Below are 25,954 nucleotides of genomic sequence, written 5' to 3' on the forward strand. Positions count from 1 at the left end.
TGCCTTTCGTCGATCCCCGATGACGGAATTCGTCCACCGTAGATTCACGGTGCCGAAACATCTTCACGTCATGGTCGCGGACGATGCAAAACCGGAAGGTGGGGCCGTCATGAAGCCGGGCAACTCGGCGCTGGAAGTGCTGGGGTTAACGAAGCGTTTTGACCGTCTGGCGGTCGACGGCCTCGATCTCACCATCGATGCCGGCGAATTCTACGCGCTGGTCGGCCCCAACGGCGCCGGAAAGACCACCAGCTTGCGCATGGTTGCAGGCCTGTTGCGGCCCGATGCCGGCAGCGTCTCGATCTTCGGCATCGACGCGCTCCAGAATCCCGTTGCCGCCAAGCAGGTGATGGCGTGGGTGTCCGACGAGCCGATGATCTATGACAAGCTCACCCCGCTCGAATATCTCGAATTCGTCGCCGGCCTCTGGGGAATCGCGCCGTCGGCCTCGGAGCCGGTCGCGCAGGAGCTGCTCGGTTCGCTCGGCCTCGCGCCGCACCGGCACGAACGCTGCGAGGGCTTTTCCAAGGGCATGCGCCAGAAGGTGGCGCTGGCCGGCGCCCTCGTGCACGATCCTCGCCTCATCATCCTGGACGAGCCGCTGACGGGCCTCGATGCCGTCTCCGCGCGCCACGTGAAGGGCCTACTCACCGAGCGCGTCCGTGCCGGCTGCACGATCATCATGACCACGCATATTCTCGAGGTCGCCGAGCGCATGGCCGACCGCATCGGCGTGATCGCGTCGGGCCGTCTGGTCGCCGAAGGTACGCTCGACGAGCTGCGCCGGCAGAACGGCCATGCCGATACCAGCCTCGAGGATCTCTTCATCGCGCTGGTGACGCTCCCGGACGCCGCATGAGCTCGGCGACCGCACTGTCCTGGTTCGCCCGTCACGAGTTCCGGCTCGCCTGGCGCGAATGGTTCGCCATGATGACCGGCGGCCGGCGCAAGCGGGCGCGCGCCGCAATCGTCGGCTTGCTCGTCTTCGCCGCACTCCTGCACGTGCCGGCCTGGGCCGTGATCGGCCGTTTCGCCGACCTGCAACTGCCGCTCGACAAATCCTCGCTGGTCGTGATCTCTGCGACGATGTTCCTGGCCTGGACCCTGATGCTGTCGCAGGCGATCGAATCGGTGACGCGGGTGTTCTACGCCCGCGCCGATCTCGACCTCATCATGTCATCGCCGGCGAGGCTGGCCAATCTGTTCTCGGTGCGCATCGCCGCGATCGCGCTCACCGTCACGATGATGGCGCTCTTGTTCTCGACGCCCTTCATCGACGTGCTGGTGATCGGGGGCGGCGCGCGCTGGCTCAGCGCCTTCGGCGTCGTGGTCGCGATGGGGCTGTCGGCTGCGGCGATCTCGATCGCGATCACCATTCTTCTGTTCCGGCTGATCGGTCCGGCGCGGACGCGTCTCATCGCCCAGATCCTGGCCGCGATCATCGGCGCGGGCTTCGTGATCGCGCTCCAGGTCGCCGCCATCATGTCCTACGGCACGCTGTCGCGCTTCACTATCCTGACCTCAGGTCACCTCGCCGACTACGCGCCCGACGCAGACAGCATATGGTGGTGGCCGGCGCGGGCGGTCATGGGCGACAGCGAGGCGCTGCTGCTGCTTCTGGCGCTCGGGCTGGTGCTGCTCGGAAGCGTCATGGCGATGTTTTCGGGCCGCTTCGCCGACACCGCCATCGATGCGGCGGCCTCTGGCGCATCTGGCCGCGTTCGCGCGAAAGAGCGCCGCTTCCGCGGCGGATCGCGGCAACAGGCGCTGCGGCGCAAGGAATTCATGCTGCTGTGGCGCGATCCCTGGCTGATCTCGCAGACGCTGATGCAGCTTCTCTACCTGGTGCCGCCGGCACTGCTGCTCTGGCGCAATTTTGCCGACAGCGCCGCGGCGCTGACGCTGATTACTCCGGTCATCGTGATGGCAGCCGGCCAGCTCGCCGGCGGGCTTGCCTGGCTGACCATCTCGGGCGAGGACGCCCCCGACCTCGTCGCCACCGCGCCGCTGACGCCATCCAGCGTCACCCGCGCCAAGATCGAGGTGGTGCTGATCGCCATCGCCGCGATCTTCTGCCCGCTGATCGCGGCGCTGGCCTTCGCCGCACCATTCCAGGCGGCCATCAGCGCGGGCGCCGTCATGGTCAGCGCGGCCTCCGCCACCGCCATCCAGCTCTGGTTCCGGGTGCAGGCCCGGCGCAGCCAATTCCGCCGCCGCCAGACTTCCTCGCGGCTTGCGACCTTTGCCGAGGCCTTCTCCTCGATCGGCTGGGCGGCCACCGCCGCATTGCTGCTGGCCCTGCCCATCGCCGGCCTCGTCAGCGGCCTGATCACGGCCGGCCTCGTCGCAATGACCTGGAAGTTCAGCCCCAGGCGGGAATAGCCCGCAAGGTGCGACACTGACGCGCTGTTGATCGCAGCCCATTGGCCACGCGCTGCATGGCACGCTAGACTTGTCCCTGAAACATCGGGGACGCATGCATGTGGCGACTGGTTTCGATGGCTCTGGCGCTGTTCGGCGTATCCCTCGCACCTGCTCTCGCCCAGCAGCCACAACGCAGCGAATGTCTGGCGATGGCGAATGCGGCGCCCCGCGCGATGCCGGTCACGTTCCGACAGGCAGCAGCGGCGCCCGCGGTCGAGATCACCTATGCCGGCCATTCCACCTATTTCATCGATACGCCCGGCGGCCTGCGCATCGCCACCGACTATAGCGGCGCCTACCAGGTCGGCCGGCTCCCCGACGTCGTCACCATGAACCGGGCCCACAGCACCCACTACACCCTGTTCCCAGACAAGCGCATTCCCCATGTGCTGCACGGCTGGAGCGAAGACGGCAAGCCGGCCATCGTGTCGAGCCGCGTCGGCGACACCTTCATCCGCAACGTCACGACCGACATCCGCCGCTATTTCGGCGACGATGCCGGCAGCGACATGATCCGCGACGGCAACTCGATCTTCATCTTCGAGGTCGCCGGCCTCTGCATCGGGCATCTCGGCCATCTCCACCACAAGCTGGACGACAGCCATTTCGCGCAGATCGGACGGCTGGACATCGTGATGGTGCCGATCGACGGCACCTACACCATGACGCTGGGAGGCATCTCCGAGATCACCAAGCGGCTGCGCGCCTCCGTGGTGCTGCCGATGCATCGCTTCGCCACGCCGCTGGACGATTTCATGCGCCGGATCGGCCAAGACTTCGAGATCGACCGCCGCTCCGAGCGCTCGTTCCGGATGTCGCGGGATGCGCTGCCGTCGAAGCCGACGGTGATCATCCTCGACGGGGTCTGACGCGCAATTTTCTCCAAGTCCACCGAGGACCGTTCGTGTTGATGTCTCCCGCAAGAGGAGATCGACATGACGGATCTTGCGAGATTGTTGCATGCGGACGGACCAAACCCCGAGCACGCAGCGGCGCTCCAGCTTTACGGCCGCTTCGTCGGCGACTGGGATGCCGAGATCACCGCCCACGGACCCGACGGAACGAAGCACACCGCACCCGGCGAGATCCATTTCGGCTGGGTGCTGGAGGGCCGCGCCGTGCAGGACGTCTGGATCATCCCCCGACCCGTGGGCACGCCGGCCTTTCCGATCGCCGGCAATTGGTACGGCACGACATTGCGTGTCTATGACCCAACCATCGCCGCGTGGCGGATTTTCTGGTTCGACCCTGGCCGTAGCGTGTTTCGCCAGCAGATCGGCCGTCCGCAAGGCGATGACATCGTGCAGGAAGGCACGACCGAGGCAGGCGAGCTGACGCGCTGGAGCTTTGCGGAGATCACCGGCGATTCCTTCCATTGGCGCGGGGAGGTCAAGCCTGCCGCGGCGGCGGACTGGCGGCTGATGGTCGATGTGAGAGCAAAGCGGCGCAAAGGCTGACGACGCCGCCGCTGTGCTCGCAATGACGGGTGCGGTTGCATGGCGCGCGCTGCTGCCCGACGAGATGAGATGCTAGGCTCCCGACATAAACACGTAAAAGGGAGCGAAAGACGATGGCTGCGAGCGGGTTGCCCGCCAATACGAGCGGGTTGTTTGTCGAGCCGCGCGAGGACTGGCTCGCGCTGCACCGGGAAGAGATCATCGATGCGGCCCGGCCGGTCGTCGATCCCCATCACCATCTCTGGAATCGCGGGCACCGCTATCTGATCGAGGAGATGGCGGCTGATATCGCGACCGGCCACAACGTCATTGCGACCGTCTATGTCGATTGCCGCTCGATGTATCGCGCGCACGGGCCGGAGGCGTTCCGGCCCGTCGGCGAGGTCGAGTTCGCCAACGGCGTTGCCGCGATGAGCGCGAGCGGCGCTTACGGCAAGGCCGCGATCTGTGCCGGCATCGTCAGCCACGCCAATCTGTTGCTGGGCGACGCCGCGAAGCCCGTGCTCGAAGCGCAGATCGCGGCCGGCAACGGCCGCTTCCGCGGCATCAGGCATTCCTCGGCCTGGGACGAGGACCCCGTCGTCGCCGGCATGTACGCCAACAGGCCAAAGGGCCTGTTGCAGGATGCGACCTTCCGCAAGGGCTTTGCCTGCCTCGCGCCGCTGAACCTCAGCTTCGATGCCTGGCTGTTCCATCCGCAGATCGACGAGCTGACCGAACTGGCGCGCGCTTTCCCCGACACCAGGATCGTGCTCGACCATTGCGGCGGCCCGGCCGGCGTCGGCCGCTTTGCAGGCCGGCGCGAGGAGGTGTTTCCGCAATGGCGCGCCTCGATCCGCGAGATCGCGACATGCGAGAACGTGGTGGTGAAGCTCGGCGGGCTCGCCATGTGCCTGCTCGGATACGACTTTCATCTGCGCGAGCGGCCGCCGGCATCGGAGGAGCTTGCCGCGGCCTGGCGGCCTTATGTGGAGACCTGCATCGAGGCGTTCGGACCCAAGCGCGCGATGTTCGAGAGCAACTTCCCGCCGGACAAGGGCCAGTGCAGCTATCAGGTGATCTTCAACGCCTTCAAGCGCATCGCCTCGCCCCTGAGCGAGGCCGAGAAGACCGCGCTGTTCTCGCAGACCGCTATCGACGTCTACCGGCTCGAGCTGCCGTCGGGACGAGAAAAGGGGCCGGGACAATCCCGACCCCTCTTCCGTCGTGGCCGCTGGGAAGCGTCCTTGAAACGCTATTGTCTGAGTTCTAGCTGGCGCCCATCAGCGAGGCCGGACGGCGCTCGCCGCTGGAGGTGAACATCTTCTTGAGCTTGTTGACCACGCGGATCAGGAAGCCGATCATCACGGGATTGGTCTTGCGGCAGAAGGCGATCTTCTTGACGTGCCCTTCGACATGCCATTTGGCATGCGCGCCGTCGCGGAAGAAAATGACATCGCCGGGGCCGTAGCGCTTGGGCGGCATGCCGTCGCTTTCGAGCACGATGGATCCTTCCATGATCATGATCGTCTCGTCGATATCGTAGTACCAGTTGAAGCGCCCTTCGGTGCATTGCCAGATGATGGTCTGCGCGGTGCCGTCGGCGCTGGTAGACAGGACGCGCGAGCGCGAGACCGGGTTACCCTCGATGACCCAGGACGGCTCGATCGGCCGCAGCTCCAGATCCACATTGGAACTGCCGATTTCAATCATTGCGCGCGACATCTGTTTCCTCAGGGAATAAATAGGTTTGGCCGGGTCGAAGCCCGGATTGTTTCCAATGCTGCTCGTCACGCTAGTCACCGGCTTTTAATTCTTCCTTACGCGGGCCTCGAGAATCAGCCGCAAGTTGCAGGTGCGGTGCAGCTAACATCGCGATTCCGCTCCGAAATTCGCGCACATGAACCCTTCTTTTCCCGGGTGCGACAAAATGCGCGAAAATGACCATGGAAGGAGCCACGCCGATGCTACTGACGCCTGAGGTTCTCACAGCCAACAGCGAGGTCGTCGCCTGGCTCGGCAGCCTGGATGTCTCGTTCACGCCGGACGAGGAGCCCTGGTTCACGATCGACGGCGTCGAAAACCCCAGGCAGATCGGCAACGACGGCTGCGGCGGCGCGTTTGTGCTGCTGCCGTCGCAGCATGTGCTCTACGTGTCATCGGAGGAGCGCGCCGGCATTATCGCAGAGAGTTTCGAGGCGCTGGTCCAGCTCGTCGTCGCCCGGCCCTACTGGCTCGACATCCTCAAATTTTCCGCCGGTGGCGATCTCCAGGAGATGCGGCGCGCGGCGGATGGACTGGAAGCGACACGCGAGGACGAGGACGAGATCAACGAGGCCCGCGAGGAGATTCGCAGCGCGCTCGGCCTGTCCGAGCCGAACGATCCGGTCGGCGCACTCTACGAGGCGGTGGCAGGCTCCGGCGCCATCGTACGCGCCACCGACGGCTGCCCGTTCACGACGCTGTTCAACCGCTTCAGCATCGACAGGAAACCGATGCTGCGCAGTGCGGCGGCGTGACAGGGGCTTTCAAGAGACGAGATACGGGGCCTTCATGGTTCGAGACGCGCCGTAAGGCGGCGCTCCTCACCATGCGGGTCAAAAATCCTGCCGCGAAACGAGACCTCATCCTGAGGAGCCCGCCAGCAGCGGGCGCTCGAAGGATGGGCCGCGAGACGGGCTACTTCGCCCACTCGCCCTTGCGAAACACCGGCACCTTGCTGCCATCGGCGAGGATGCCGTCGATATCGGTCTCGGCCGAGCCGATCATCCAGTCGATATGGATCAGGCTCTGGTTGCCGCCCTGCGCGGCGATCTGCTGCGGTGTGAGCTGCGCGCCGTTGACGAAGCATTTCGAGTAGCACTGGCCGAGCGCGATGTGCGAGGCCGCGTTCTCGTCGAACAGCGTGTTGTAGAACAACAACCCGCTCTGCGAGATCGGCGAGGAATGCGGCACCAGCGCCACCTCGCCGAGGCGGCGCGCGCCCTCGTCGGTATCGAGCACCTTGTTCAGCACCTCTGCACCGCGCGAGGCCTTTGCGTCGACGATCTTGCCGTCCTCGAAGCGCACCGCGATGTTGTCGATCAGCGTGCCCTGATAGGACAGCGGCTTCGAGCTCACGACGTGGCCGTAGACGCGGCGGCAATGCGGCGTGGTGAAGACCTCTTCGGTGGGGATGTTGGCGTTGCAGCTGATGCCGTTCTTGGAGAGCGAGGCGCCGCCCTCCCATTCGTGGCCGTCGGCAAGGCCGATGGTGAGATCGGTGCCCGGCCCCGAATATTGCAGTGCGCGAAAACGCTGGCCGTTGAGCCAGTTGGTGCGCTCGCGCAGCACGGCATTGTGGCTCGCCCAATTGCCCATCGCATCCTCGCGGTCGACGCGGGACGCCGCGAAAATCGCATCGGCGAGCTTGCCGATCGCGACGTCCTCGGCATCGTCAGGGAAGACCTGCTTGGCCCAGGACGGGCTTGGATAGGCAATGATGTTCCAGTTGGTGTCGAAATTGACGATTTTTTCCAGCGCCGGCTGATAGGCCATGGAGTTGGCCTTGCTGGCGCGGGCCACCTTGGAAGGATCTTCGCCGGACAGCAGCATCGGATTGTCGCCGACGATGGCGAGCCGCGCGGTGTTGTCCGAGAATGCCTTGGCCATGCCCTCGTAGAGCCAGCCGGCAGCACGATCGAAACTGTCGTCGTGGCCGTGGCGGTAACGTGCCAGCGTCATCTCCTCGTCCGACAGGATCGGCGTCACGATGCCGGCGCCGGCCTTGTAGGCGTGCACGGCAATCCGCCGCACGAGCGGCAGCGCGATCGCAGGCGCCGTCAGAAGAAGATCCTGTCCCGGCCGCAAGCCCAGGCCCACCTTCACCGCCACCTCGGCCAGCCGGTCGAGTTTCGCCGGATCGATGGGAGTAGCGGAATTGCGGTGATCAGTCATGCGGGGCCCTCTGCCGGAAGTCTCTCATTCAATCTAAGTCTAGCATCGCGAGGCGCAAGTGCGCGAGCACCTTGCGGCACCGGGAAGATACGCAGTTTCGCGCAGATTGGTTTTCAACGCGTTGCCGATTTCAGCACCTTGTCGACCATGGCAAGCGCGAGGCCGAGGTAATTTTTCGGTGAGGTGAGCGCCTCGATTGTGGCACGGTCGATGCGACTCGCGACCCGGGAGTCGGAGGAGAGCGCATCTGCCAGGCTCAAGCCTTTGTCATTGGCGAGCCGGCAGGCGTCATAGACCACGTCATGCGCCTCCTGCCGCCCGATCTGCGGGGCGAGCCCCATCATGACCGCTTCGGCAACGATCAGGCCACGGCTGATGGCCAGATTGTCGTTCATCTTCGCCTCGTCCACGATGAGGCCCGCGAGCGCAAACTTCGCCTGGTGCAGCGCGCCGGCGGTCAGCACGAAGCTTTCGGGAATTGCCATCCATTCGGCGTGCCAGGGCCCGGTGGCACGCTCGAAATCCTGCACCATCGCATCCAGCATCAGGCCTGCATGCTGGCGCACCGCCTTGGACGCCGCGAGCATCAGTTCGGAGGAGATCGGATTGCGCTTCTGCGGCATTGTCGAGGAGGCGCCGCGGCCCTTGACGAACGGCTCGTAGACTTCCGCGAATTCGGTCGAGGCCATGATCATGATGTCGAGCGCGATCTTGCCGAGCGAACCGGTGACGAGCGCCAGGAAGTTCACGGCCTCGGCGAAGCCGTCGCGCGCGACGTGCCAGGTCGAGGCGGGAATGCCGAGCTTCAGTTCAGCGCACAGCGCCTCCTGGACCTCGAGCCCCTTGTCGCCGAGCGAGGCCAGCGTGCCGGCGGCGCCGGCGAACTGGCCGACCAGGACGCGGGGCTTCAATTGCACCAGACGCTCGGCATGGCGGTCGAACATCGCGAGCCAGATCGCGGTCTTGTAGCCGAACGTCACCGGCAGCGCCTGCTGAAGATGGGTGCGGCCTGCCATCGGCGTGTCGCGATAACGCTTGGACAGGTCGGCGAGGATGCGGCGAAGCTCGGCAATGTCGTTCTCGACGATCTCGAGCGCGGCCCGCAATTGCAGGACCACGGCGGTGTCCATGATGTCCTGCGTGGTGGCGCCCCAATGCACGTAGCGGCCGGCCTCGCCGCATTGCTTCACCATCTGATGCACCAGAGGGAGGATCGGATAGCCGACGATGTCGGTCTCCTGCCGCAACAGGTCGAAATCGAGCGCGGCGACATTCGTTCGCGCCGCGATCTGGTCCGCGGCGTCCTGCGGGATCACGCCGCATCTGGCCTCCGCCTTCGCCAGCGCCACCTCGATCTCGGCATAGCGCGCCACCAGCGCGATATCGGAGAACACCTCCCGCATCGCGGGCGTGCCGAAGGCATCGCGGAAAAGCATGGAGTCGAGCACGGTGGTCGAGGCGGGAAAAGCGGGCATGGGCGTTTCTTCGTGGTTGATGTGTCTTGTGTATGATGTGTCTTGGATGAAGGCAGCTTACGCAGGCCGCGCCGTTCGGCAATGGACAAAGGCACTCCCGCCGTCATTCCGGGATACGCGAAGCGCGAGCCCGGTATCCGTTGCGCGACACCCGATGCGGACAAGCGGAGTCCCGGTTCGCGCCAAGCGGCGCGACCGGAATGGCCCGAGACAGCCCAAGGCGCCGCAATCCGGCCCAAAGCCCCGAGTTTTCGGAGGTCGCCGGCCATCCGAAAACCGCATGACTGCCATCACGCGATTGTGGTGAACCGGATCGACCGTTCGACGGACTCACAGACTTCAAGTCGAAGTCCATTTTGATTTTTTCATTGCCAGACATACTCGTGAGCCCAGAGTTTTCGACGTGCAGTTTCTGTTCCGGGACCACCTTCTCGACACCGACCGGCGCGAGCTGAGCCGCGAACAGGTTCCCATTGCCGTGGAACCGCAGGTTTTCGACCTGGTCGTGCATCTCATGGAGAATCGCGACCGGGTGGTCAGCAAGGACGAGCTGATCGACAAGATCTGGCACGGCCGCAGCGTGTCCGAATCCACGCTGACCAGCCGGATCAACGCGGCGCGCAAGGCGGTCGGCGACAATGGCGCGAATCAGGCGCTGATCCGAACCATCGCGCGCAAGGGTTTTCGCTTCGTCGGCGACGTCGAGGCGAAGCGCGGTGCAGCGACGCCCGAACCCGGCCCCGCGGCGCAGGTGTCGCAGGCCGCACTCGCCCTGCCCGACCGGCCCGCGATCGCCGTGCTGCCCTTCACCAACATGAGCGGCGACCGCGAGCAGGATTATTTCTCGGACGGCATCAGCGAGGACATCATCACCGCGCTGTCGAAGCTGCGCTGGTTTTTCGTCGTCGCGCGCAACTCCTCCTTCGTCTACAAAGGCCGCGCCGTGCACCTCCACGAGGTCGCCCGTGAGCTCGGCGTACGCTACGTGGTCGAAGGCAGCGTGCGGCGCAGCGGCGAGCGGCTGCGCATCTCGGCCCAGCTCAACGACGTCTCCACCGGCAGCCATCTCTGGGCCGAGCGCTACGACCGCGACCTCGCCGACATCTTCGCCGTGCAGGACGAGATCACCGAGGCGATCGTGGCCGCGATCGAGCCGCAGCTCTATGCCGCCGAAAGTTTTCGCGCCCAGCGCAAGCCGCCGGGCAGCCTGGACGCCTGGGACCTCGTGATGCGCGCCTTGTCGCATCACTGGCGCAGTACGCGCGAGGACAATGCCGCCGCGCAAGGGCTGCTGGAAAAGGCCGTTGCGATCGATCCCGCCTACGGCAAGGCGCTCGGCCTGCTCGCAACCAGCCATATCTTCGGCGCGCATATGGGCTGGGCCGACATGCCCACGACCGTGCCGATCGCCGAACGCGCCGCACTGGCCGCCGTGGAAGCCGATCGCGAGGACGCCTGGGCCCATCACGGCCTCGCCTATACCTATCTGTTCCGTCGCCGCTTCGACGATGCGCTGGCGGAGTTCGAGCTGGCCTTGAGCCTCAATCCGAATTTCGCGATGGCGCATGCCTTCTACGGCGTGACGCTGTGCTATGCGGGACGATGGCAGGATGGCGATGCCGCCGCGCGCCATGCGTTGCGGCTGAGCCCGCGCGATCCGCTCGCGGCGATCTATTGCGGGGTTGCGGCCTATGCCCGATTCGTCGGCCGCGACTACGAAGGCGCCATGCAGATGGCGCGCGAGTCGCTGCGGCAACGCGGCGATTTCGTCGGAGCGCATCGTGTGCTGACGGCCGCCGCCGGCATGTCCGGAAACTCGGCTCTCGCGGCGTCCGCCCTGGAAGGCCTGCGTCGTGCCCAGCCCGGCATCTCGCTCGCCTGGATCACGCGCGAACTGCCGATGCTGCGAGAGCAGGACCGCGCGCACTATCTCGAGGGATTGCGGCGCGCGGGGATGAAATAGCTCGGCTTGCCCTCCTGGAGGGTAAGTGAGCCCTACTCCTGCATCATCTCGCCGCTGCCGCCGAGCTCGGCGGGAAAATCCTTCAGCTTGGGCAGGCCGTCGCGCATCGGCAGCACCGTCTCGGCGTAGTTGACGTGAACGCCGGGCGAAAACGCGAGCGTGGGGATGGTGGCGGCGAAGACGTCCACCAGACCGAACGGCGGATGGTTGGTCATGAGATGGCCGCCGCACGTCTTGCAGAATTTGCGCTGGCTGAGCGGCGTCTTGGCGAAGGTCTCGACGTTCTGGGCGCCTTCGGTGATGCGCACGGCTACCGGCTTCCACAGGCTGAAGGCGTTCACCGGCCCGCCCGACCACGACCGGCAGGAGCGGCAATGGCAGTAGCCCATCGCCTCCGGCGCGCCCGTGACCTCGACCGTGACCGCGCCACAGAAGCAGTTTCCGACATGTTTCATTGGCTTTTTCCGTTGATGCAGGATCGATATCGGACGGCGGGTGCCCGCGCGCCCTCCTTTCGGTGGACGCGCGGGGCAAGGCGAAGGCTATGCTGCTTTGCGCCAGGGAATAAGCATCGACACCCGCTGCTTGTATTGCCGGTACTCGTCGCCGAAGAGAGCGACGAGATCGCGTTCCTCCAGCGCGATGCCGACGAAGATGTAGAGCGTGGTCACGGCGGCGAAGAGCAGGTGCCCCGCGGTCATGACCGGTGCCGCCCAGAACGCCATGATGAAACCGAGATAGATCGGATGGCGAACGAATTTGTAGAGCAGCGGCGTCTTGAAGCGCGGCGCTTCCGCTTCCTTGCCGACCAGGTGATTGGTCACCTGGTGCAGGCCGAACAGCTCGAAATGATTGATCATGTAGGTCGAGGTGAACACCAGCACCCAGCCCGCAAAGGACAGCGTGACCACCGTCACGGCGAGATCCGGATTTTGGACCTCCCATACGACCGCCGGCAGCGGACGCCACTGCCAGAACAGGAGGAGCAATGACAGGCTCGCCAGTAGCACGTAGGTGCTGCGCTCGACGGGCTTGGGGACGAACTGCGTCCACCAGGTCTTGAAGCCCTGACGCGCCATCACGCTATGCTGGATCGCGAACAGCGCCATCAGGAGCAGATTGATGATGACGGCCTCAAACGGCGGCGTCGCGGTTCCAGTGTCGATGGTCTTCGGGACCACGATCCCCATGACGAAGCCGATGGCGTAGAGAATGGTGACGAAAAACACGAGATATGCCGCAATTCCGTACAGAAAGGCGATGAACTTGAAAATGCGAGAGCCCGTAATCTCCGGGGCGATGGAATGAACCTGGTGCTCAATCTGGGACATAAAAAGCTCCGTTGTGCCAAAACATCGACACTTCTTGGTAAGTGCACCCTGCACCTCCGACGGGCAGAAGACTTTCGCGGACAGTTTATTTTCGCCTGAGACGCCTTTGATTTTTGCTTGAGACGACGACAACGTGCGATTTCTCTTTGAAAACAACGTGCTGGACGGGGACCTGCGGGAGCTCACCTGCGACGGCGCAGCCGTGCCCCTGCAGCCGCAAGTGTTCGATCTTCTGCTCTATCTGGTCGCGCAGCGCGCCCGAGTGGTCAGCAAGGATGACCTGATCAGCCAGATCTGGAGCGATCGAATCGTCTCAGACTCCGCCCTGAACAGCCGGATCAACGCCGCCCGCAAGGCGATCGGTGACGACGGCGCGACCCAGCGGCTGATCAAGACCATTCCGCGCAAGGGCTTTCGTTTCGTCGGCGACGTCCGGGAAGAAAGCCGGGAGAGCCTGGCAGCTTCCCCTGTACGCGCTGAAACCGCCCCTGCCCGGCCGCGCACGGTGGCGGACCGCCCGGCCATCGCGGTGCTCGCCTTCGAGAACATGAGCGGCGATCCCGAGCAGGACTATTTCGGCGACGGCATCAGCGAGGACATCCTCACCGCGCTGTCGAAACAGCGCTGGTTCATGGTGATCGCCCGCAACTCGTCCTTCACCTACAAGGGACGCGCGGTCCACATCAGGCAGATCGCCGAGGAGCTCGGCGTCCGCTACGTCGTCGAAGGCAGCGTACGCAAGACGGACAACCGGGTGCGCATCACCGCACAGCTCAACGACGCGGCGTCCGGCAGCCATCTCTGGGCCGAACGCTACGATCGAGAGCTCGTCGACGTGTTCGCCCTGCAGGACGAGATCACCAACGCGATCGCCGCGGCAATCGAGCCGCAGATCCATGCAGCGGAGAATTTCCGCGCGAAGCGCAAGCCGCCCGCGAGCCTCGATGCATGGGACCTGCTGATGCGGGCGCTGTCGCATTACTGGCGCGTGACGCGGCAGGATCACGAGGCGGCCAGGGCGCTGCTGGAGCGCGCGATCGGGATCGATCCGAATTATGGTCAGGCGCTGTCGGTCCTGGCAGCGAATCACATGTTCGGCGTGCATCTCGGCTGGTCCGAGCTTGCCGCGGTGGCGCCGGCCGCGGAAGCCGCCGCGCTCGCGGCGGTGCGCTGCGACCACGAGGATGCCTGGGCGCATGCCGCGCTCGGCAGCGTCTGCTTCTCGACACGCAGGCTGGCCGACGCACTGTCCGAGTTCGAGCAGGCACTGGCGCTCAACCCGAACTTTTCCCTGGCGCAGGGCTATTACGCACTGGCGCTGTCCTATGCCGGACGCGCGAAGGACTCGTTCGAGGCGGCGCAGCGGGCGATCCGGCTCTCGCCGCGCGATCCCTCGCTGGCGATCTATCACGGCATCGCCGGCTATGCGCGCTTCACCGAGCGGCACTATGACGAGGCGATCGCGCTCGCGCGCGAGGCGATCCGCCACCGCGGCGACCTCACCGGCGCCTATCGCGTTCTCGCGGTCGCCGCCGGCATGACCGGCGACGGGACGCTGGCCGAGATGGCGCTGGGTGAGCTCCGCCGCACCCAGCCCGGCATCTCGCTCCACTGGATCGCGACGCAATTACCGTGGGCCAATGACGCCGACCGCGAGCACTATCTGGAGGGATTCCGGCGGGCGGGATTGAGGTAGAGAACTCCTTCTCCCGCAAACAGGGCGAGGGCCATCGCACGCGCAGAAGGCGGATGCAGATACGACGCGTCGTCTCAGGCTCCTCCGCACGCGGTCAGCGGATCGTAATCGGACCGCATCAGCATCGCGTGGAGCTGACGCCGGCGGATGCCCATATTGCCACCGTCGAAGATCGGCAACGCCAACGCGTCCTGCAACAAGCGGCCGAACGGCGCCGCGTGATCATAGCTGTCGATGCCGACCACGCGCATCAGGTCGGTGATGACCCGCACAGCGGCTTCGGAGCCGAAGATCTTGGCCTGGACCGCGAGCTCGTCGGCACCGGGCAATTGCGCATCGAGCGCATGGCAGGCTCGCCAGCTCAGGTAGCGCGCGGCCTCGATAGTGATCTTCGCGTCGGCGAGTGCATAGCCGACCGCCTGATGCTCGATGATCGCCTGTACCCCGCCCCGTTTCTCGGTGCGGGCAAAATGCAGCGCGAAGTCGAAGGCGGCCCGCATCAGGGCGACGCCGAAGATGCCGACCAGCGCCGCCGTGCCGGTGAAGGCGGCAGACGCCAGCATCAAGCCGCCCCCCTCCTGCCCGAGCAGATTGCCGTGCGGCGCGGTGACGGCCTGCAGGCTGAATTCCGGCACGAGATGAGCGCGGTGGCCGATCGAATCGATGGCGCGTTCGAACACGATGCCGGGCACCGGGCCTTCGACCGCAATGATGGAGACACCCTGCTCCGGTGGCGCGGCGGGATTGGTCCGGCACACCACGCACAGCACGTCGGCGCCGTTGCGGTCCCACCCGGTGGCGGACGACACCCATTTCTTGCGACCGTCGATGATCCAATTGGCGGAGTCGCGTCGAGCGGTGGTGCGCACGCCCTCGCCTGGCGGAGGTGCGGCAGCATTGGCGCTGCCGCCGGGCTCCGAGGAGCAGAAGCCCGCAAGCGGAGCGCCGCTCGTCTTCAGGAACGGTGCAAGCAGGCGGGCGCATTGCTCCGCCGTACCACCAAGCAGAATCGGCAGCAGACCGAGCACTGTGCCGAGCATGGTCAGCGTCACACTCGGATTCACGGCGTAGAATTCTTCCGCCAGGATCGCCATGTCGACAAGTCCGGCATTGTCGCCGCCCGCGGGCGCCGGAATGCATTTGCGCAGATAACCGGCAGCGACCATCGCCTCATAGGTCGGCTTCGTCGCGAGAAATCGCTCTTCCGGCGTCGCCAGCAACTCGGCCTTGCCGGCGCCGGTCAAGACCTCCGCCGCAAATTTTCGCGATTGAAGCTGCAACGCGCGCTGCGCAGGTGAAAGCGTGAAATCAATCGCCATCGAACATCTCCGTCGCTCCGGCAGGTCACCAGGGTGAGCCGAGCGAGGGCGGAAAATCTTGGCCGGCAGCGACCGAATTCTTGGCTGGAGGTGAACTACTCGCCCTTACCCATCGTCCGGCGAAATTCGCGCGGAGCGAGGCCGTGGCTGCGCTTGAAGAGGCGGTTGAAGTGCGAGATGTCGGAAAAGCCGGCCTCATACGCGATCGCAGAGATGGTCTTGTGACGATGCTGCGCGTCGAGCAGGTCGCGGGCGCAGATCAGGATCCGACGATCGCTGACATGCTCGCCGACGGAGCGGCCGGTCGCGACGAACAGCCGGTGCACATAGCGCTCCGAGCAGCGAAACTTCCGGGCAAGCAATTCGGCATCGAGACCGGGATCGTCGCTGTGGCGGTCGATATGATCGAGCATCATTGACAGCAGCACGGGCGCATTCACGCGCGCAACCGGCATTTCACCCAGCATCTCCGGTGCATGCGCGATCAGCTCGACCACATGCGTGCCGCTACTTGCCGCCACCGCGGGTGCGGCCAGGCAAAGCTCGGCATAGCCTGCGAGCGTTCGCGACAACGCGCGGCCATTTGCCGTCCTCGACAACGCAAGCCGCGGAGAATCCGCAAAGCTCTTTGGCAGGCGCCGCCGCGGCACGGCAAAGCAAAACAGGCGGAAGTCGCGGCCGTTGGCAATCTCGAACGGCTCGGTCGTATCGGCGACCGCGAGGTCGCCGGGCGCACAGACCTGCTCGTGTCCCCGCTGCGTCGTGCGGCCCAGGCCCTCGAGCTGGAGATTGACGAAGCAGAGATCGTCCGTGCTTCGCGCAATATGGGGCTGCAGCCGAAGAACGCAGTGCGCCGTGGCTTTCACCAGCGAAATCCGGACCGGCGCGGCGTCAGTACGCGCGATCGAACCTTCAAAGGGACGGTCGGCGATTTTACGCGGCTCGAGCCGAACAAAGGCCGCAGCGAGATCGTCGGCCCAACTGCCGAAGGGCTGATCGGCGCGAGAGGGCTTGGCTAACCATTCCATAGGTGCGCCCCGGAATGAGGAATTCGCACGTGCAAATTCGGATTGGACGACCAGACGCGACGGAAGGATAGCTTTTGGCAAACAACCGGTCAAATCTCGAAGGCGCGCAACATGCGACGGCCATCACGTCGTCATCGCAAGCGCCGCCGTCGGTGCACCCAAAACCACGCGAGTGGTTAGAGGAGCGATCCGCTACCTGGCTTTGGCCTGATCCTGCTTCGGCGCCGGCACCTGCGCGAGCGGAGAATGGCGACCTGGCGCATTTGGCCGCAGGCGCGGTTTTGGGCAGTCGGCGGCGGATTCGTTAACGGGAAATCAGGCGCGCTTGCGCGCCGCCGTGCCCTTCGGCGCAGCACCCGCGCGCGGCTTGGCCGGCTTTTCCAGCGCATTCCACTGGGTGTCGTCGAGCAGGCGCGCGAACAGGCGATCGCGTTCGGGCCTTGGCAGCGGTGACATGCCGAACAATGCGCCCAGCATCAACCCTCGCGCCGCGGCCCAGCGCAGCATCGCAAGATCCGGGTCCGCGGCCTCGGCCTTGATCGCCGCGATGGTCTTGAGGTCGCTGTCGCGCGGCAGCGCCATCAGGTCCGGGTTCTCGACCATCGCCGCCAGCAGCGCGAGCGCGGCCGAATTCGGCGCATTGGCGGCTTCCCTCACCGTCGCGATCTCGGTGGCAAGCTCGGGATTTTCGGACTCGGCTTGCGCCTTCGCACGATACGGCGTCGAGAACTCCTCGAAACGCACCATCTGCCGCTCGAGCAGTGCCTTCAGAACCGCCTCCTTGGTGCGGAACTGATGTATCACGCCGCCCTTGCTGAGGCCGCTCTCCCGCGCAATGGCATCGAGCGTCAACCGGCCCGGCCCGTCGCGCGCGATGATGACCAGCGCCGCATCGAGCGCGGCGTTGCGGGACCGTTCCGAGCGAGTGGCATTGTCCATGGCCGACTTGTCTCCATGGCAAGACAATGAAGCAAGTGAAAACAGGACGCGGTGTACATTTTTTGTGCGAACCCTGTCGAGACTTTCATCTTGCAGCGTCGAACGGGACTGTGTGAGCCTCGATGTCGGATGGGGACTGGGATGGGTTGGCCGTCGCTTTGCGCGCGAGGACGTTGCGAAGCGTTCACGGCTGGCCTCGCTTGAGAAAGACACGACATGCCGAAACGAGTGTTGCTTGGTCTCCTCCTGGCTTGCGGCCTCACGGCCCCGGCCCTGGCGCAAGAGCCGAAAACGGGGGGCGTGATCAATGCAGTGATCCAGCCCGAGCCGCCCGGCCTGATGCTTGCCATGGTCCAGAACGGTCCGACCCAGATGGTGTCGGGCAACATCTTCGAGGGGCTGCTGCGCTACAGCCCCAAGCTCGAGCCGCAACCGGAGCTCGCCGAGAGCTGGAGCGTCAGCGAGGATGCCAAGACCTACACCTTCAAGCTCAGGAAGGGCGTGACCTGGCACGACGGCAAGCCCTTCACCGCCGCGGACGTGCTGTTCTCGATGGAGATGCTGAAGCAGACCCACGCCCGCGCCCGCACCAACCTGGCACAGGTCGACAAGGTCGAGGCGCCGGACGACTACACGGTGGTGTTCACGCTGAAGCAGCCGTTCGGCCCGTTCCTCGGAATCTTCGAGGTCGGCTCGATGCCGATCGTACCAAAGCATCTGTATGAGGGTACCGACTTCAAGACCAACCCTTACAACAATGCACCTGTGGGCACCGGCCCCTTCATGTTCAAGGAATGGCAGAAGGGCTCGTTCATCCGCCTGGTCAAGAACCCGAACTATTACGAAAAGGGCAAGCCCTATATCGACGAGATCTACTGGCAGATTATTCCCGACGCCGCCGCGCGCTCGGTGGCGTACGAAACCGGCAAGGTCGACGTGCTGCCCGGCGGCTCGGTCGAGAACTTCGACGTGCCGCGACTGTCCAAGCTGAAGGACACCTGCGTCACCGGCGCCGGATGGGAGTTCTTCTCGCCGCTGGCCTGGCTGTGGCTGAACAACCGCCAAGGTCCGCTCGCCGACAAGCGGGTGCGTCAGGCGATCATGTACGCGATCGACCGCGACTTCGCCAAGGACGTGATCTGGAACGGACTCGGCAAGGTTGCGACCGGCCCTTCGTCCTCGGCCATCAAATACTACACCGACGACGTGAAGAAGTATCCGTACGATCCGGCCAAGGCCAAGGCGCTGCTGAAGGAAGCCGGCTACAAGGGCGAGAAGATCCGCCTGCTGCCGCTCGCCTATGGCGAGACCTGGCAGCGCTGGGGTGAAGCCGTGAAGCAGAACCTTCAGGATGTCGGCATGAACATCGAGACCATCGCCACCGACGTTGCCGGCGGCAATCAGAAGATCGGCGACTGGGACTACGATATCGCCTTCACCTATCTCTACCAGTATGGCGATCCCGCGCTCGGCGTCGGCCGCAACTACATCTCCAGCAATATCGCCAAGGGCCAGGTGTTCAATAATGTCGAGGGTTACTCCAACCCCGAGATCGACAAGCTCTTTGCCGACGGCGCGGTTGCCACCCCGGACTCCAAGCGCAAGGAAATCTACGAGAAGGCGCAGAAGATCCTGGTCGAGGACGTGCCGGTGGCCTGGATGCTCGAGCTGCAATTCCCGACCATCACCCGCTGCAAGGTCAAGAACCTGATCACCACGGGCATCGGGGTCAATGACGGCTTCAAGGATGCATGGCTCGACAAGTGAGGGGCGCTTCGCGTCGGATCTTTCGTGCGTAGCTTTCTTCGAATGATCGCTGTTCGAGCCACGGAAAAGGTGCACCTCTCCCGCTTGCGGGGGAGGTTGACGTGCGCCGGGCGATGCGAAGCACCGTCCCAACCGCGGCGGGTTCTCTCCACGCGGGGACGTTCTCCGCGGAAACACCCCCTCCCCTGCCCTCTCCCGTTAGCGGGAGAGGGAGTGCACCGTGATCGCGGTGACACGCACCTCAACCTCACTGCGTCATAGATATGCTCTCCTTCGTCGCTCAGCGTGTCGTGAAGGGCGTGATCGTCCTGCTCGCGATCGTCGTCCTCAATTTCTTCCTGATCCGGCTTGCACCAGGCGACCCCGCGGTCGTGATGGCAGGCGAGGCCGGAGCCAGTGACCAGGTCTTCGTCAGGCAGCTCCGGGAAAAGTTCGGCCTCGACAAGCCGCTGCCGGAGCAGCTCTTCATCTACGTCAAGGGCGTCGTGACCCTCGACCTCGGCTTCTCCTTCCGCCAGCAGGCGCCGGTCGCAAAGCTGATCGGCGAACGGCTGCCGGCAACGCTGCTGCTGACGCTGACGGCATTCGCGATCTCGCTCATGCTCGGCATTCTCTTCGGCAGCTTCGCCGCGCGCTTTGCCGGAACCTTCCTCGACACCGCCATCACCGTGTTCGCGCTGATCTTCTATGCCATGCCGATCTTCTGGGTGGCGCTGATGGGCATCCTGCTGTTCTCGGTCACCATGGATTGGCTGCCGAGCTTCGGCTACGAGACGGTCGGCGCCAATCTCACCGGCGTTGCCCACGCGGTCGACGTCGCAAAACACCTGATCATGCCGGCGATGACGCTCGGGCTGTTCTTCATGGCGACCTATACCCGCATGACGCGCGCCTCGATGCTGGAGGTGAAACGGCTCGACTTCGTCAAGACGGCGCGTGCCAAGGGCCTCTCGGATGCCGTGATCCAGCGCCGCCACGTGCTGCGCAATGCGCTGCTGCCGGTGGTGACGCTCGCCGGTGTGCACTCCGGCACGCTGATCGGCGGCGCCGTCATCACCGAGACCGTGTTCGCCTGGCCCGGCATCGGCCGCCTGATGTACGACGCCCTGCTCCAGCGCGACTACAATCTGCTGCTCGGCGTCTTCGTGATCTGCTCCGCCATGGTGCTGATCTTCAATCTCATCACCGACCTGGTCTACCGGCTGGTCGATCCGCGCATCGAATTTGCATCATGAAACAGTTCTGGAAATCGATGCTGAAGAGCCCGAGCGGCGTCATCGGGCTCGTCATCCTGATCCTCGCGATCTCGATCGCACTGTTCGGGCCGATGCTGTTCCCGAATTCGCCCTGGCGCATGGTGCAGCGGCCGTTCCTGCCGCCGTTCACGCTCTCGACCGTGCCGCTCGGCACCGACGCGCTCGGCCGCGACGTGTTCGCCGGCATGATTTTCGGCGCGCGCGTGTCGCTGCTGGTTGGCCTCGTCTCGACCCTGGTGGCGCTGGTCGTGGGCGTGCCGATCGGCGCGATGGCCGGCTATTTCGGGGGCAGGGTCGACGACGCCCTGATGCGCTTCACCGAGTTCTTCCAGACCATTCCGAGCTTCGCGCTCGCGATCGTGCTGGTCGCGATCCTGCAACCCTCGATCTATTCGATCGTGGCCTCGATCGCCGTGGTGAGCTGGCCGCCGGTCGCCCGCCTCGTGCGCGGCGAGGTGCTGTCGCTGCGCACACGCGAATACGTCCAGGCCGCCGTGGTCACCGGCCAGAGCAACACCTGGATCATCCTGCGCGAGATCCTGCCGAACGCACTGTCGCCGGTGATCGTGCTGGCCTCGCTGATGGTGGCGACCGCGATCCTGCTGGAATCCTCGCTGTCGTTCCTTGGCCTCGGCGATCCCAATCTGATCTCCTGGGGCTACATGGTCGGTGCCGGCCGCACCGTGATCCGCCAGGCCTGGTGGATCACGGTGTTTCCGGGCGTCGCCATCCTGATCTCGGTGCTGGGCCTCAATCTGATCGGCGAAGGCCTCAACGACGCGCTCAATCCGCGCCTGTCGCGGGAGGGACGCTGACGATGACCGCGCCGCCCGCCGTCTCCATCAAGAACCTGAGGATCGCGCTGCCAAAGGGCGCCGAGCGCCCGTTCGCCGTCGACGGCGTCTCGCTCGACTTGCGGCCCGGCAAGATCGTCTGCGTCGTCGGCGAGTCCGGCTCCGGCAAGTCGATGTGCGCGCATGCGCTGATGGGCCTGTTGCCGGATACGGTTTCGGTCAACTCCGGTGAGATACAGTTCGAGGGCCGCGACCTGATCAAGCTCGACGACGACGGCTGGCGCGACCTGCGGGGCCGCAGGCTCGCGATGATCTTTCAGGAGCCGATGACCGCGCTCAATCCCTTGATGCGGATCGGCGACCAGATGGCGGAGATGTTCGAGGCGCACGGCCTGCTGACGCCGAAGGAGCGGCGCGCAAAAGCACTCGCCCTGGCACGCGAGGTCGGCCTGCCCGATCCCGAAAGAATCGTGCGTGCCTATCCGCACCAGCTTTCCGGCGGCCAGCGCCAGCGTGCCATGATCGCGATGGCGCTCGCACTCGAGCCGGCCGTGTTGGTCGCAGACGAGCCGACGACTGCGCTCGACGTCACCACGCAGGCGCAAATCCTGAAACTGATCCGCAACCTCCAGCGCAACCGCAACATGGCGGTGATGTTCATCACCCATGATTTCGGCGTCGTCGCCGACATCGCGGACCAGGTCGTGGTGCTTCGGCACGGCAAGGTGGTCGAGGAAGGCCACGCGGCGACGGTATTCAACGAGCCGCAGCACGACTACACCAAGGCGCTGCTCGCCGCGGTGCCGTCGATGGACCCGCCGGCGCGCGCGCCGCTGGACGACCAGGCGCGGGCGGTCGAGGTGATCGGGCTCGACAAGACTTACGTCACCTCGGGCGGCTGGTTTCGCGAAGATCGCCGTGTCGATGCGGCGCGCGCGGTCAACTTCAACATCCTCAAGGGCGAGACGCTCGGCCTCGTCGGTGAGTCCGGCTCCGGCAAGTCGTCGGTGGCGCGCCTCGTGGTGCGGCTGATCGAGGCCGACCGCGGCACGGTGCGGATCGGCGAAACCGACCTCACCTCACTCTCGGGCAAGGCACTGCGCGCCGAGCGCCATCGCATCCAGATGATCTTTCAGGATCCGTTCGCCTCGCTCAATCCGCGCCGCAAGGTCGGCCACATCATCGCCGACGGCCCGGTCGCGGCCGGCACGGATCCGAAGGTCGCATTCGACCGCGCCCGCGATCTCCTCAAGATGGTCGGCTTGGATGCTGGCGCGCTCGAACGCTATCCGCACGAATTCTCCGGCGGTCAGCGCCAGCGCATCGGCATTGCGCGCGCGCTCGCGCTCGAGCCCGAGATCATCGTCGCCGACGAAGCCGTCTCGGCGCTCGACGTCTCGGTGCAGGCGCAGGTCCTGAAATTGCTCGAAGACCTCAAGGCGCGCCTCGGCCTCTCGATGCTGTTCATCACTCATGACTTGCGTGTCGCCGCGCAGATCTGCGACCGCATCGCGGTGATGCAGCGCGGCACCATCGTCGAGCTGAAGCCGACCGCGCAGCTCTTCGCCGCGCCTGAGCATGCCTATACGCGTGAGCTGCTGGTGGCGGTGCCGGGACGGAAGGAGCGCGCGCCGGCGGCGTGAGCCCGGCCGTTCGCGGCTCCTACTTGCGCGCCGGAGGATTGGTGTTGTTCCAGGTGGGGACTGAGTTGGTCACACCGACAGAGGGTTGGTTCGACGTTCCGATCGACGGCGCCGTCACGGTCCCGACAGTCTGGCCAGAGCTCCCATAAGTCGTGCCTTGCGTTGCCGGCGCTCCGGTGCGTCCGCTGCTCATGTTGTTTTGACTGCCTGTCGCCGAGGTCTGCGCGATTGCAGCGAATGGCGTGGCCGCAAATCCGATGGCGATAAGAGCAGCAATAGAGCGTCTCGTTCTTGTCATGGCTTGATCCTTTCGGGTGCGGTCCCTCAGTCGTATCGGCCGCTTGCTCGTCTGCACTGGGTCAATTTACAACTCCGCGCTCGCCAAAATGTGCCGCAACGCGAAGCCGCTAGAGGGCGTGATGCACTCACGTTGCCGCGACGAATGAATCCAGCTCATGCGTGAATTGCTTGCGACGATCCCCATGACGCGAGGCGTGCCCGGCGGCGACGTGAGGTCGGCGCCCCGGTATCTCGTTCCGCTCAGGAACAGAATAGTCACGGGCTTTTTATCCCGTGTGACCGCCTGCACCACTGAAAAGCAGCAGCCGGAACCCCACTTCCATTTGGAATGATTTCCATCATGTGATGATGGATTCAGCGAACCATTGGAGGCCGACATGGGCCAGGTTATTCAGTTTGTCTCGAAGTCCGAACGTGAGCGCATTCGCCTCATCCAGGAGGCGCGGGCGATCTACGACAGCATCTTTCCGCCGAATGATCTGACCGGCGAGCAGCACAAGGCGACAATCAGCCGCGCGGCCGGTGGTGACGTGGGAAATCTGGCGTGATCAAGATCATCGCAGTGCTCTGCAGCCTCTCCTCTCCCGGAAATTGTCACGAGCAGATCGTCACCACCTCGGACTTTGCCCAGGTGTCGATGCAGTCCTGCCTGATGGGCGCGCCGCAGCTCGCCGAATGGATGAACCAGCATCCGGCCGAGCGACTCGCGGGATGGCGCTGCGTGATCGGTCAACAGAACGGCCGGGGAATCTAGGCTCGTGCGCCCGCTTTCGGTGGGCGCTGCGTACCGCGCGGTCGCAATGGCCCTGACTGAAAGGGACCTCCGATCCCGCCGCGGCTCGAGCAAATCACACGGTGACGGCAATCCATTGCCGGAGTAGCCTGCCCTGTCGCCGCTTGGCAGTCAGGGGGAAGCCGGATGGAGGTCGCCAGCCTCGTTCTTCCCGTGTTTGCGATCATCGTCACCGGCTGGCTCGCCGGCGAGCTCGGCTATCTCTCCCGCTCGCTTGCCGATGCCCTGGTTCACTTTGCCTACAACGTGGCGATGCCGGCGCTGCTGATCGTCACGATCGCGCAGGAGCCGGCGCGCAATCTCTTGGAATGGCGCTTCCTGCTCGCATTCGGCGGCGGTTCACTGATCTGCTTCGCGCTGGTGTTCCTGGCGGTCCGATCGGGTGGCAAACACGATCTCGCCAGCAGCACCATCCATGGGATGGCGGCGGCGATGACCAACACCGGCTTCGTCGCGCTGCCGATCCTGCATGCGATCTACGGCCAGCCCGCCGTCCTTCCCGCCGCGGTCGCGACGGTGTTCGTGGCCGCCGTGATGTTTCCGATCACGGTCATCCTGCTGGAAAAGCGCGACGCGCGCGGACCGTCGGCGTCCTCTACCGGACTGGCGAAGCAGATCCTGCTCAACCCGATGGTGCTGTCGACGCTCATTGGTCTCGTTTGGGCGATGACCGGCTTACCGATTCCGGCGCCGGTCGCGACCTATCTGAACATGATCGCGGCCGCGCTCACGCCCTGCGCGCTATTCGCCATCGGCCTCGGTCTATCCGTCGAGGGCGTGCGATCAAATATGACGGCGTCGTTCGGGCTTGCGGCGGTGAAACTGGTGGTCATGCCCCTGATCGTCTACGGGCTCAGCGTGGTCCTGGGCCTCAACCCGCTCTACACCGTCGCGGCGGTCGTCTGCGCGGCCGTGCCGACGGCGAAGACCGTGTATGTCCTCGCACACGAGCACAAGGTCGAGGAGAAGCTGGTTGCGGCCACGGTCTCGATCACGACGATGCTGTCGGTCGGGACATTGCTGGTCGCGCTCTACTTGCTCTCCGGATTGGCGAGCGGCGCACACTGATCCGCATCGGTCTACCTGGTGGTGTTGCTCCAGGTGGGGACCGAGTTGGTCACGCCGACCGAGGGCCAATTGTAAGAGCCGATCGACGGCGCCGTGACCGTACCGACCGTCTGTCCGGACGAACCATAGGACGCCCTCGGCTGCGCGGCGGCCGCTCCGGCACCACCATAGGTCGGCGCCACCACACCGGTGCTGTAATGCCGGCTCGACCGGGCCTTCTTCGCTTCGGCTGCGAAGGGCGCGGCAAGCAGTCCGATCGTGATGAGTGCGGCAATGGCGGGTTTGATGCTTGTCATGGCGGTTCCCTTCATTGGCTGCGGGCCCGTTGTGCCAAGTGTACATTCAACGCAAAATTTCCATAGGCACCCGTTCATAACTTCGTGCCCGCCCAAATGTGCCTGGCCCCGGCAACGCCGCCGCGGTCATCGTCGCTTCGGGCGACACGCCTTGCGCCCATGTCGCTCCTTAACTTTCGCGACAGAGTGCATCAGCTCCTTGAAGGCGGCGATCGCCTGGTCGTCAGCGAGCGCGTGCTCGGGCCGCGACTCCAGATGCTCGACCACGGCCAGCAGCGCGTCCGCGATCTGTCCGATCTGCTTGCCGTAACCGGCGACATCCGACAGCACATCCTTCTCGACATCTGGCGCCGAGGATTGCCCCACCGTGATGTTGACGAGGCCGAACTGGCCGCCGGTGGGACTGAAGAACGACGGATAAATGGACTGGACGACATCCCCCGACAGGGGCAGCTTGAACACAGGCATGCGATTCCGCCTCGCTGACGTT

General features: G+C 64.9%; 26 protein-coding genes. 15 read left to right on the plus strand and 11 right to left on the minus strand.

Going from position 1 to position 25,954, the window contains the following annotated elements; translation table 11 throughout:
* Positions 1–109: 109 nt before the first annotated feature.
* The 5 genes from HAP40_RS34955 (at position 110) to HAP40_RS34975 (ending at position 5,179) form a co-directional block, all read left to right on the plus strand.
* Entirely contained in the window at positions 110–859 is a 750-nt protein-coding gene (locus HAP40_RS34955; protein WP_166819232.1) for an ABC transporter ATP-binding protein, read from the plus strand.
* Positions 856–2,382, plus strand: a complete 1,527-nt coding sequence (locus HAP40_RS34960; protein WP_166812729.1) for a permease — start codon at positions 856–858, stop codon at positions 2,380–2,382. The genes HAP40_RS34955 and HAP40_RS34960 overlap by 4 nt, the downstream gene beginning before the upstream one ends.
* 98 nt (positions 2,383–2,480) lie before the next feature.
* On the plus strand, positions 2,481–3,293 hold the full coding sequence (locus HAP40_RS34965; protein ID WP_166812727.1) for an MBL fold metallo-hydrolase: 813 nt from the start codon (positions 2,481–2,483) through the stop codon (positions 3,291–3,293).
* Between the two features lie 66 nt (positions 3,294–3,359).
* Positions 3,360–3,881, plus strand: a complete 522-nt coding sequence (locus tag HAP40_RS34970; protein ID WP_166812725.1) for a hypothetical protein — start codon at positions 3,360–3,362, stop codon at positions 3,879–3,881.
* A gap of 113 nt (positions 3,882–3,994) precedes the next feature.
* The gene (locus HAP40_RS34975; RefSeq protein ID WP_246741219.1) at positions 3,995–5,179 is read left to right on the plus strand and encodes an amidohydrolase family protein; all 1,185 of its coding nucleotides are present in this window, start codon (positions 3,995–3,997) and stop codon (positions 5,177–5,179) included.
* Here the strand turns inward: HAP40_RS34975 and HAP40_RS34980 are convergent.
* Positions 5,130–5,585 (minus strand): cupin domain-containing protein, encoded by a 456-nt coding sequence (locus tag HAP40_RS34980; protein WP_166812723.1) that lies wholly within the window; start codon positions 5,583–5,585, stop codon positions 5,130–5,132. The two genes, HAP40_RS34975 and HAP40_RS34980, sit on opposite strands and share 50 nt — an antisense overlap.
* Positions 5,586–5,824: 239 nt before the next feature.
* Here HAP40_RS34980 and HAP40_RS34985 point away from each other — a divergent pair, with 239 nt between their 5' ends.
* Entirely contained in the window at positions 5,825–6,379 is a 555-nt protein-coding gene (locus tag HAP40_RS34985) for a hypothetical protein (RefSeq protein WP_166812721.1), read from the plus strand.
* Between the two features lie 160 nt (positions 6,380–6,539).
* Here the strand turns inward: HAP40_RS34985 and HAP40_RS34990 are convergent, their stop codons facing one another.
* Complete coding sequence (locus HAP40_RS34990) at positions 6,540–7,796, minus strand: aminopeptidase (RefSeq protein WP_166812719.1); 1,257 nt, start codon at positions 7,794–7,796, stop codon at positions 6,540–6,542.
* Positions 7,797–7,909: 113 nt separating this feature from the next.
* A complete protein-coding gene (gene pcaB, locus HAP40_RS34995) occupies positions 7,910–9,271 on the minus strand; it encodes a 3-carboxy-cis,cis-muconate cycloisomerase (protein WP_166812717.1) in 1,362 nt (453 codons plus the stop codon).
* A gap of 403 nt (positions 9,272–9,674) precedes the next feature.
* Here pcaB and HAP40_RS35000 point away from each other — a divergent pair, with 403 nt between their 5' ends.
* Complete coding sequence (locus HAP40_RS35000) at positions 9,675–11,234, plus strand: winged helix-turn-helix domain-containing protein (protein WP_166812715.1); 1,560 nt, start codon at positions 9,675–9,677, stop codon at positions 11,232–11,234.
* A 32-nt stretch (positions 11,235–11,266) separates the two neighbouring features.
* On the opposite strand, the gene HAP40_RS35005 is transcribed toward HAP40_RS35000, so the two are convergent.
* Together HAP40_RS35005 and mddA are read right to left on the minus strand one after the other, a co-directional pair.
* Entirely contained in the window at positions 11,267–11,689 is a 423-nt protein-coding gene (locus HAP40_RS35005) for a GFA family protein (protein WP_166812713.1), read from the minus strand.
* Between the two features lie 87 nt (positions 11,690–11,776).
* Complete coding sequence (mddA, locus tag HAP40_RS35010; protein WP_166812711.1) at positions 11,777–12,565, minus strand: methanethiol S-methyltransferase; 789 nt, start codon at positions 12,563–12,565, stop codon at positions 11,777–11,779.
* A 133-nt stretch (positions 12,566–12,698) separates the two neighbouring features.
* Here mddA and HAP40_RS35015 point away from each other — a divergent pair, with 133 nt between their 5' ends.
* Positions 12,699–14,261: a winged helix-turn-helix domain-containing tetratricopeptide repeat protein gene (locus tag HAP40_RS35015; RefSeq protein ID WP_166812709.1), complete on the plus strand. Its 1,563-nt coding sequence runs from the start codon at positions 12,699–12,701 to the stop codon at positions 14,259–14,261.
* 74 nt (positions 14,262–14,335) lie between these two features.
* Here HAP40_RS35015 and HAP40_RS35020 read toward each other — a convergent pair whose 3' ends face one another.
* The 3 genes from HAP40_RS35020 to HAP40_RS35030 all read right to left on the minus strand — a co-directional run bounded on the left by HAP40_RS35020 (position 14,336) and on the right by HAP40_RS35030 (position 17,547).
* On the minus strand, positions 14,336–15,580 hold the full coding sequence (locus HAP40_RS35020) for an acyl-CoA dehydrogenase family protein (protein ID WP_166812707.1): 1,245 nt from the start codon (positions 15,578–15,580) through the stop codon (positions 14,336–14,338).
* Positions 15,581–15,675: 95 nt separating this feature from the next.
* Positions 15,676–16,608 (minus strand): helix-turn-helix domain-containing protein, encoded by a 933-nt coding sequence (locus HAP40_RS35025; protein WP_166812705.1) that lies wholly within the window; start codon positions 16,606–16,608, stop codon positions 15,676–15,678.
* 315 nt (positions 16,609–16,923) lie between these two features.
* The gene (locus HAP40_RS35030; protein WP_166812703.1) at positions 16,924–17,547 is read right to left on the minus strand and encodes a TetR/AcrR family transcriptional regulator; all 624 of its coding nucleotides are present in this window, start codon (positions 17,545–17,547) and stop codon (positions 16,924–16,926) included.
* A 216-nt stretch (positions 17,548–17,763) separates the two neighbouring features.
* Between HAP40_RS35030 and HAP40_RS35035 the strand changes: the two genes are divergently transcribed.
* From HAP40_RS35035 to HAP40_RS35050, 4 genes are all read left to right on the plus strand, one after another.
* Positions 17,764–19,314, plus strand: a complete 1,551-nt coding sequence (locus HAP40_RS35035; RefSeq protein ID WP_166812701.1) for an ABC transporter substrate-binding protein — start codon at positions 17,764–17,766, stop codon at positions 19,312–19,314.
* 263 nt (positions 19,315–19,577) lie between these two features.
* The gene (locus HAP40_RS35040; RefSeq protein ID WP_166812699.1) at positions 19,578–20,549 is read left to right on the plus strand and encodes an ABC transporter permease; all 972 of its coding nucleotides are present in this window, start codon (positions 19,578–19,580) and stop codon (positions 20,547–20,549) included.
* Complete coding sequence (locus HAP40_RS35045; protein ID WP_166812697.1) at positions 20,546–21,385, plus strand: ABC transporter permease; 840 nt, start codon at positions 20,546–20,548, stop codon at positions 21,383–21,385. Before HAP40_RS35040 ends, HAP40_RS35045 begins: the two co-directional genes overlap by 4 nt.
* A gap of 2 nt (positions 21,386–21,387) precedes the next feature.
* Positions 21,388–23,007: an ABC transporter ATP-binding protein gene (locus tag HAP40_RS35050; protein WP_166812695.1), complete on the plus strand. Its 1,620-nt coding sequence runs from the start codon at positions 21,388–21,390 to the stop codon at positions 23,005–23,007.
* Between the two features lie 19 nt (positions 23,008–23,026).
* On the opposite strand, the gene HAP40_RS37445 is transcribed toward HAP40_RS35050, so the two are convergent.
* Positions 23,027–23,305: a hypothetical protein gene (locus HAP40_RS37445; RefSeq protein ID WP_246741218.1), complete on the minus strand. Its 279-nt coding sequence runs from the start codon at positions 23,303–23,305 to the stop codon at positions 23,027–23,029.
* Between the two features lie 367 nt (positions 23,306–23,672).
* On the opposite strand from HAP40_RS37445, the gene HAP40_RS35055 reads away from it, so the two are divergent.
* The 3 genes from HAP40_RS35055 to HAP40_RS35065 all read left to right on the plus strand — a co-directional run bounded on the left by HAP40_RS35055 (position 23,673) and on the right by HAP40_RS35065 (position 25,168).
* Positions 23,673–23,855: a hypothetical protein gene (locus tag HAP40_RS35055; protein WP_166810871.1), complete on the plus strand. Its 183-nt coding sequence runs from the start codon at positions 23,673–23,675 to the stop codon at positions 23,853–23,855.
* Positions 23,852–24,061, plus strand: coding sequence for a hypothetical protein (locus HAP40_RS35060; protein WP_166812693.1), 210 nt, complete (start codon positions 23,852–23,854; stop codon positions 24,059–24,061). The genes HAP40_RS35055 and HAP40_RS35060 overlap by 4 nt, the downstream gene beginning before the upstream one ends.
* A gap of 165 nt (positions 24,062–24,226) precedes the next feature.
* Positions 24,227–25,168 carry an AEC family transporter gene (locus HAP40_RS35065; protein ID WP_166812691.1) on the plus strand — a complete coding sequence of 314 codons (942 nt, stop codon included), beginning with the start codon at positions 24,227–24,229 and terminating at the stop codon, positions 25,166–25,168.
* 11 nt (positions 25,169–25,179) lie between these two features.
* Here the strand turns inward: HAP40_RS35065 and HAP40_RS35070 are convergent, their stop codons facing one another.
* Together HAP40_RS35070 and HAP40_RS35075 are read right to left on the minus strand one after the other, a co-directional pair.
* Positions 25,180–25,464 (minus strand): hypothetical protein, encoded by a 285-nt coding sequence (locus tag HAP40_RS35070; protein WP_166812689.1) that lies wholly within the window; start codon positions 25,462–25,464, stop codon positions 25,180–25,182.
* A gap of 126 nt (positions 25,465–25,590) precedes the next feature.
* Positions 25,591–25,932 (minus strand): hypothetical protein, encoded by a 342-nt coding sequence (locus HAP40_RS35075; RefSeq protein ID WP_166812687.1) that lies wholly within the window; start codon positions 25,930–25,932, stop codon positions 25,591–25,593.
* Positions 25,933–25,954 lie beyond the last annotated feature (22 nt).

It is taken from the genome of Bradyrhizobium sp. 1(2017), from assembly GCF_011602485.2.
Classification (GTDB): domain Bacteria; phylum Pseudomonadota; class Alphaproteobacteria; order Rhizobiales; family Xanthobacteraceae; genus Bradyrhizobium.

What these genes read in the sequence shown, in the direction of transcription:
- HAP40_RS35040 (WP_166812699.1), top strand. Translation starts at nt 19,578, where the DNA reads ATGCTCTCCTTCGTCGCTCAGCGTGTCGTGAAGGGCGTGATCGTCCTG.
- HAP40_RS35025 (WP_166812705.1), bottom strand. Translation starts at nt 16,608, where the DNA reads ATGGAATGGTTAGCCAAGCCCTCTCGCGCCGATCAGCCCTTCGGCAGT.
- pcaB (WP_166812717.1), bottom strand. Translation starts at nt 9,271, where the DNA reads ATGCCCGCTTTTCCCGCCTCGACCACCGTGCTCGACTCCATGCTTTTC.
- HAP40_RS34990 (WP_166812719.1), bottom strand. Translation starts at nt 7,796, where the DNA reads ATGACTGATCACCGCAATTCCGCTACTCCCATCGATCCGGCGAAACTC.
- HAP40_RS35030 (WP_166812703.1), bottom strand. Translation starts at nt 17,547, where the DNA reads ATGGACAATGCCACTCGCTCGGAACGGTCCCGCAACGCCGCGCTCGAT.
- HAP40_RS35070 (WP_166812689.1), bottom strand. Translation starts at nt 25,464, where the DNA reads ATGACAAGCATCAAACCCGCCATTGCCGCACTCATCACGATCGGACTG.
- HAP40_RS35020 (WP_166812707.1), bottom strand. Translation starts at nt 15,580, where the DNA reads ATGGCGATTGATTTCACGCTTTCACCTGCGCAGCGCGCGTTGCAGCTT.
- HAP40_RS34970 (WP_166812725.1), top strand. Translation starts at nt 3,360, where the DNA reads ATGACGGATCTTGCGAGATTGTTGCATGCGGACGGACCAAACCCCGAG.
- HAP40_RS35075 (WP_166812687.1), bottom strand. Translation starts at nt 25,932, where the DNA reads ATGCCTGTGTTCAAGCTGCCCCTGTCGGGGGATGTCGTCCAGTCCATT.
- HAP40_RS34985 (WP_166812721.1), top strand. Translation starts at nt 5,825, where the DNA reads ATGCTACTGACGCCTGAGGTTCTCACAGCCAACAGCGAGGTCGTCGCC.
- HAP40_RS35045 (WP_166812697.1), top strand. Translation starts at nt 20,546, where the DNA reads ATGAAACAGTTCTGGAAATCGATGCTGAAGAGCCCGAGCGGCGTCATC.
- mddA (WP_166812711.1), bottom strand. Translation starts at nt 12,565, where the DNA reads ATGTCCCAGATTGAGCACCAGGTTCATTCCATCGCCCCGGAGATTACG.
- HAP40_RS37445 (WP_246741218.1), bottom strand. Translation starts at nt 23,305, where the DNA reads ATGACAAGAACGAGACGCTCTATTGCTGCTCTTATCGCCATCGGATTT.
- HAP40_RS35050 (WP_166812695.1), top strand. Translation starts at nt 21,388, where the DNA reads ATGACCGCGCCGCCCGCCGTCTCCATCAAGAACCTGAGGATCGCGCTG.
- HAP40_RS35005 (WP_166812713.1), bottom strand. Translation starts at nt 11,689, where the DNA reads ATGAAACATGTCGGAAACTGCTTCTGTGGCGCGGTCACGGTCGAGGTC.
- HAP40_RS34975 (WP_246741219.1), top strand. Translation starts at nt 3,995, where the DNA reads ATGGCTGCGAGCGGGTTGCCCGCCAATACGAGCGGGTTGTTTGTCGAG.
- HAP40_RS34955 (WP_166819232.1), top strand. Translation starts at nt 110, where the DNA reads ATGAAGCCGGGCAACTCGGCGCTGGAAGTGCTGGGGTTAACGAAGCGT.
- HAP40_RS34960 (WP_166812729.1), top strand. Translation starts at nt 856, where the DNA reads ATGAGCTCGGCGACCGCACTGTCCTGGTTCGCCCGTCACGAGTTCCGG.
- HAP40_RS35035 (WP_166812701.1), top strand. Translation starts at nt 17,764, where the DNA reads ATGCCGAAACGAGTGTTGCTTGGTCTCCTCCTGGCTTGCGGCCTCACG.
- HAP40_RS35065 (WP_166812691.1), top strand. Translation starts at nt 24,227, where the DNA reads ATGGAGGTCGCCAGCCTCGTTCTTCCCGTGTTTGCGATCATCGTCACC.
- HAP40_RS34965 (WP_166812727.1), top strand. Translation starts at nt 2,481, where the DNA reads ATGTGGCGACTGGTTTCGATGGCTCTGGCGCTGTTCGGCGTATCCCTC.
- HAP40_RS34980 (WP_166812723.1), bottom strand. Translation starts at nt 5,585, where the DNA reads ATGTCGCGCGCAATGATTGAAATCGGCAGTTCCAATGTGGATCTGGAG.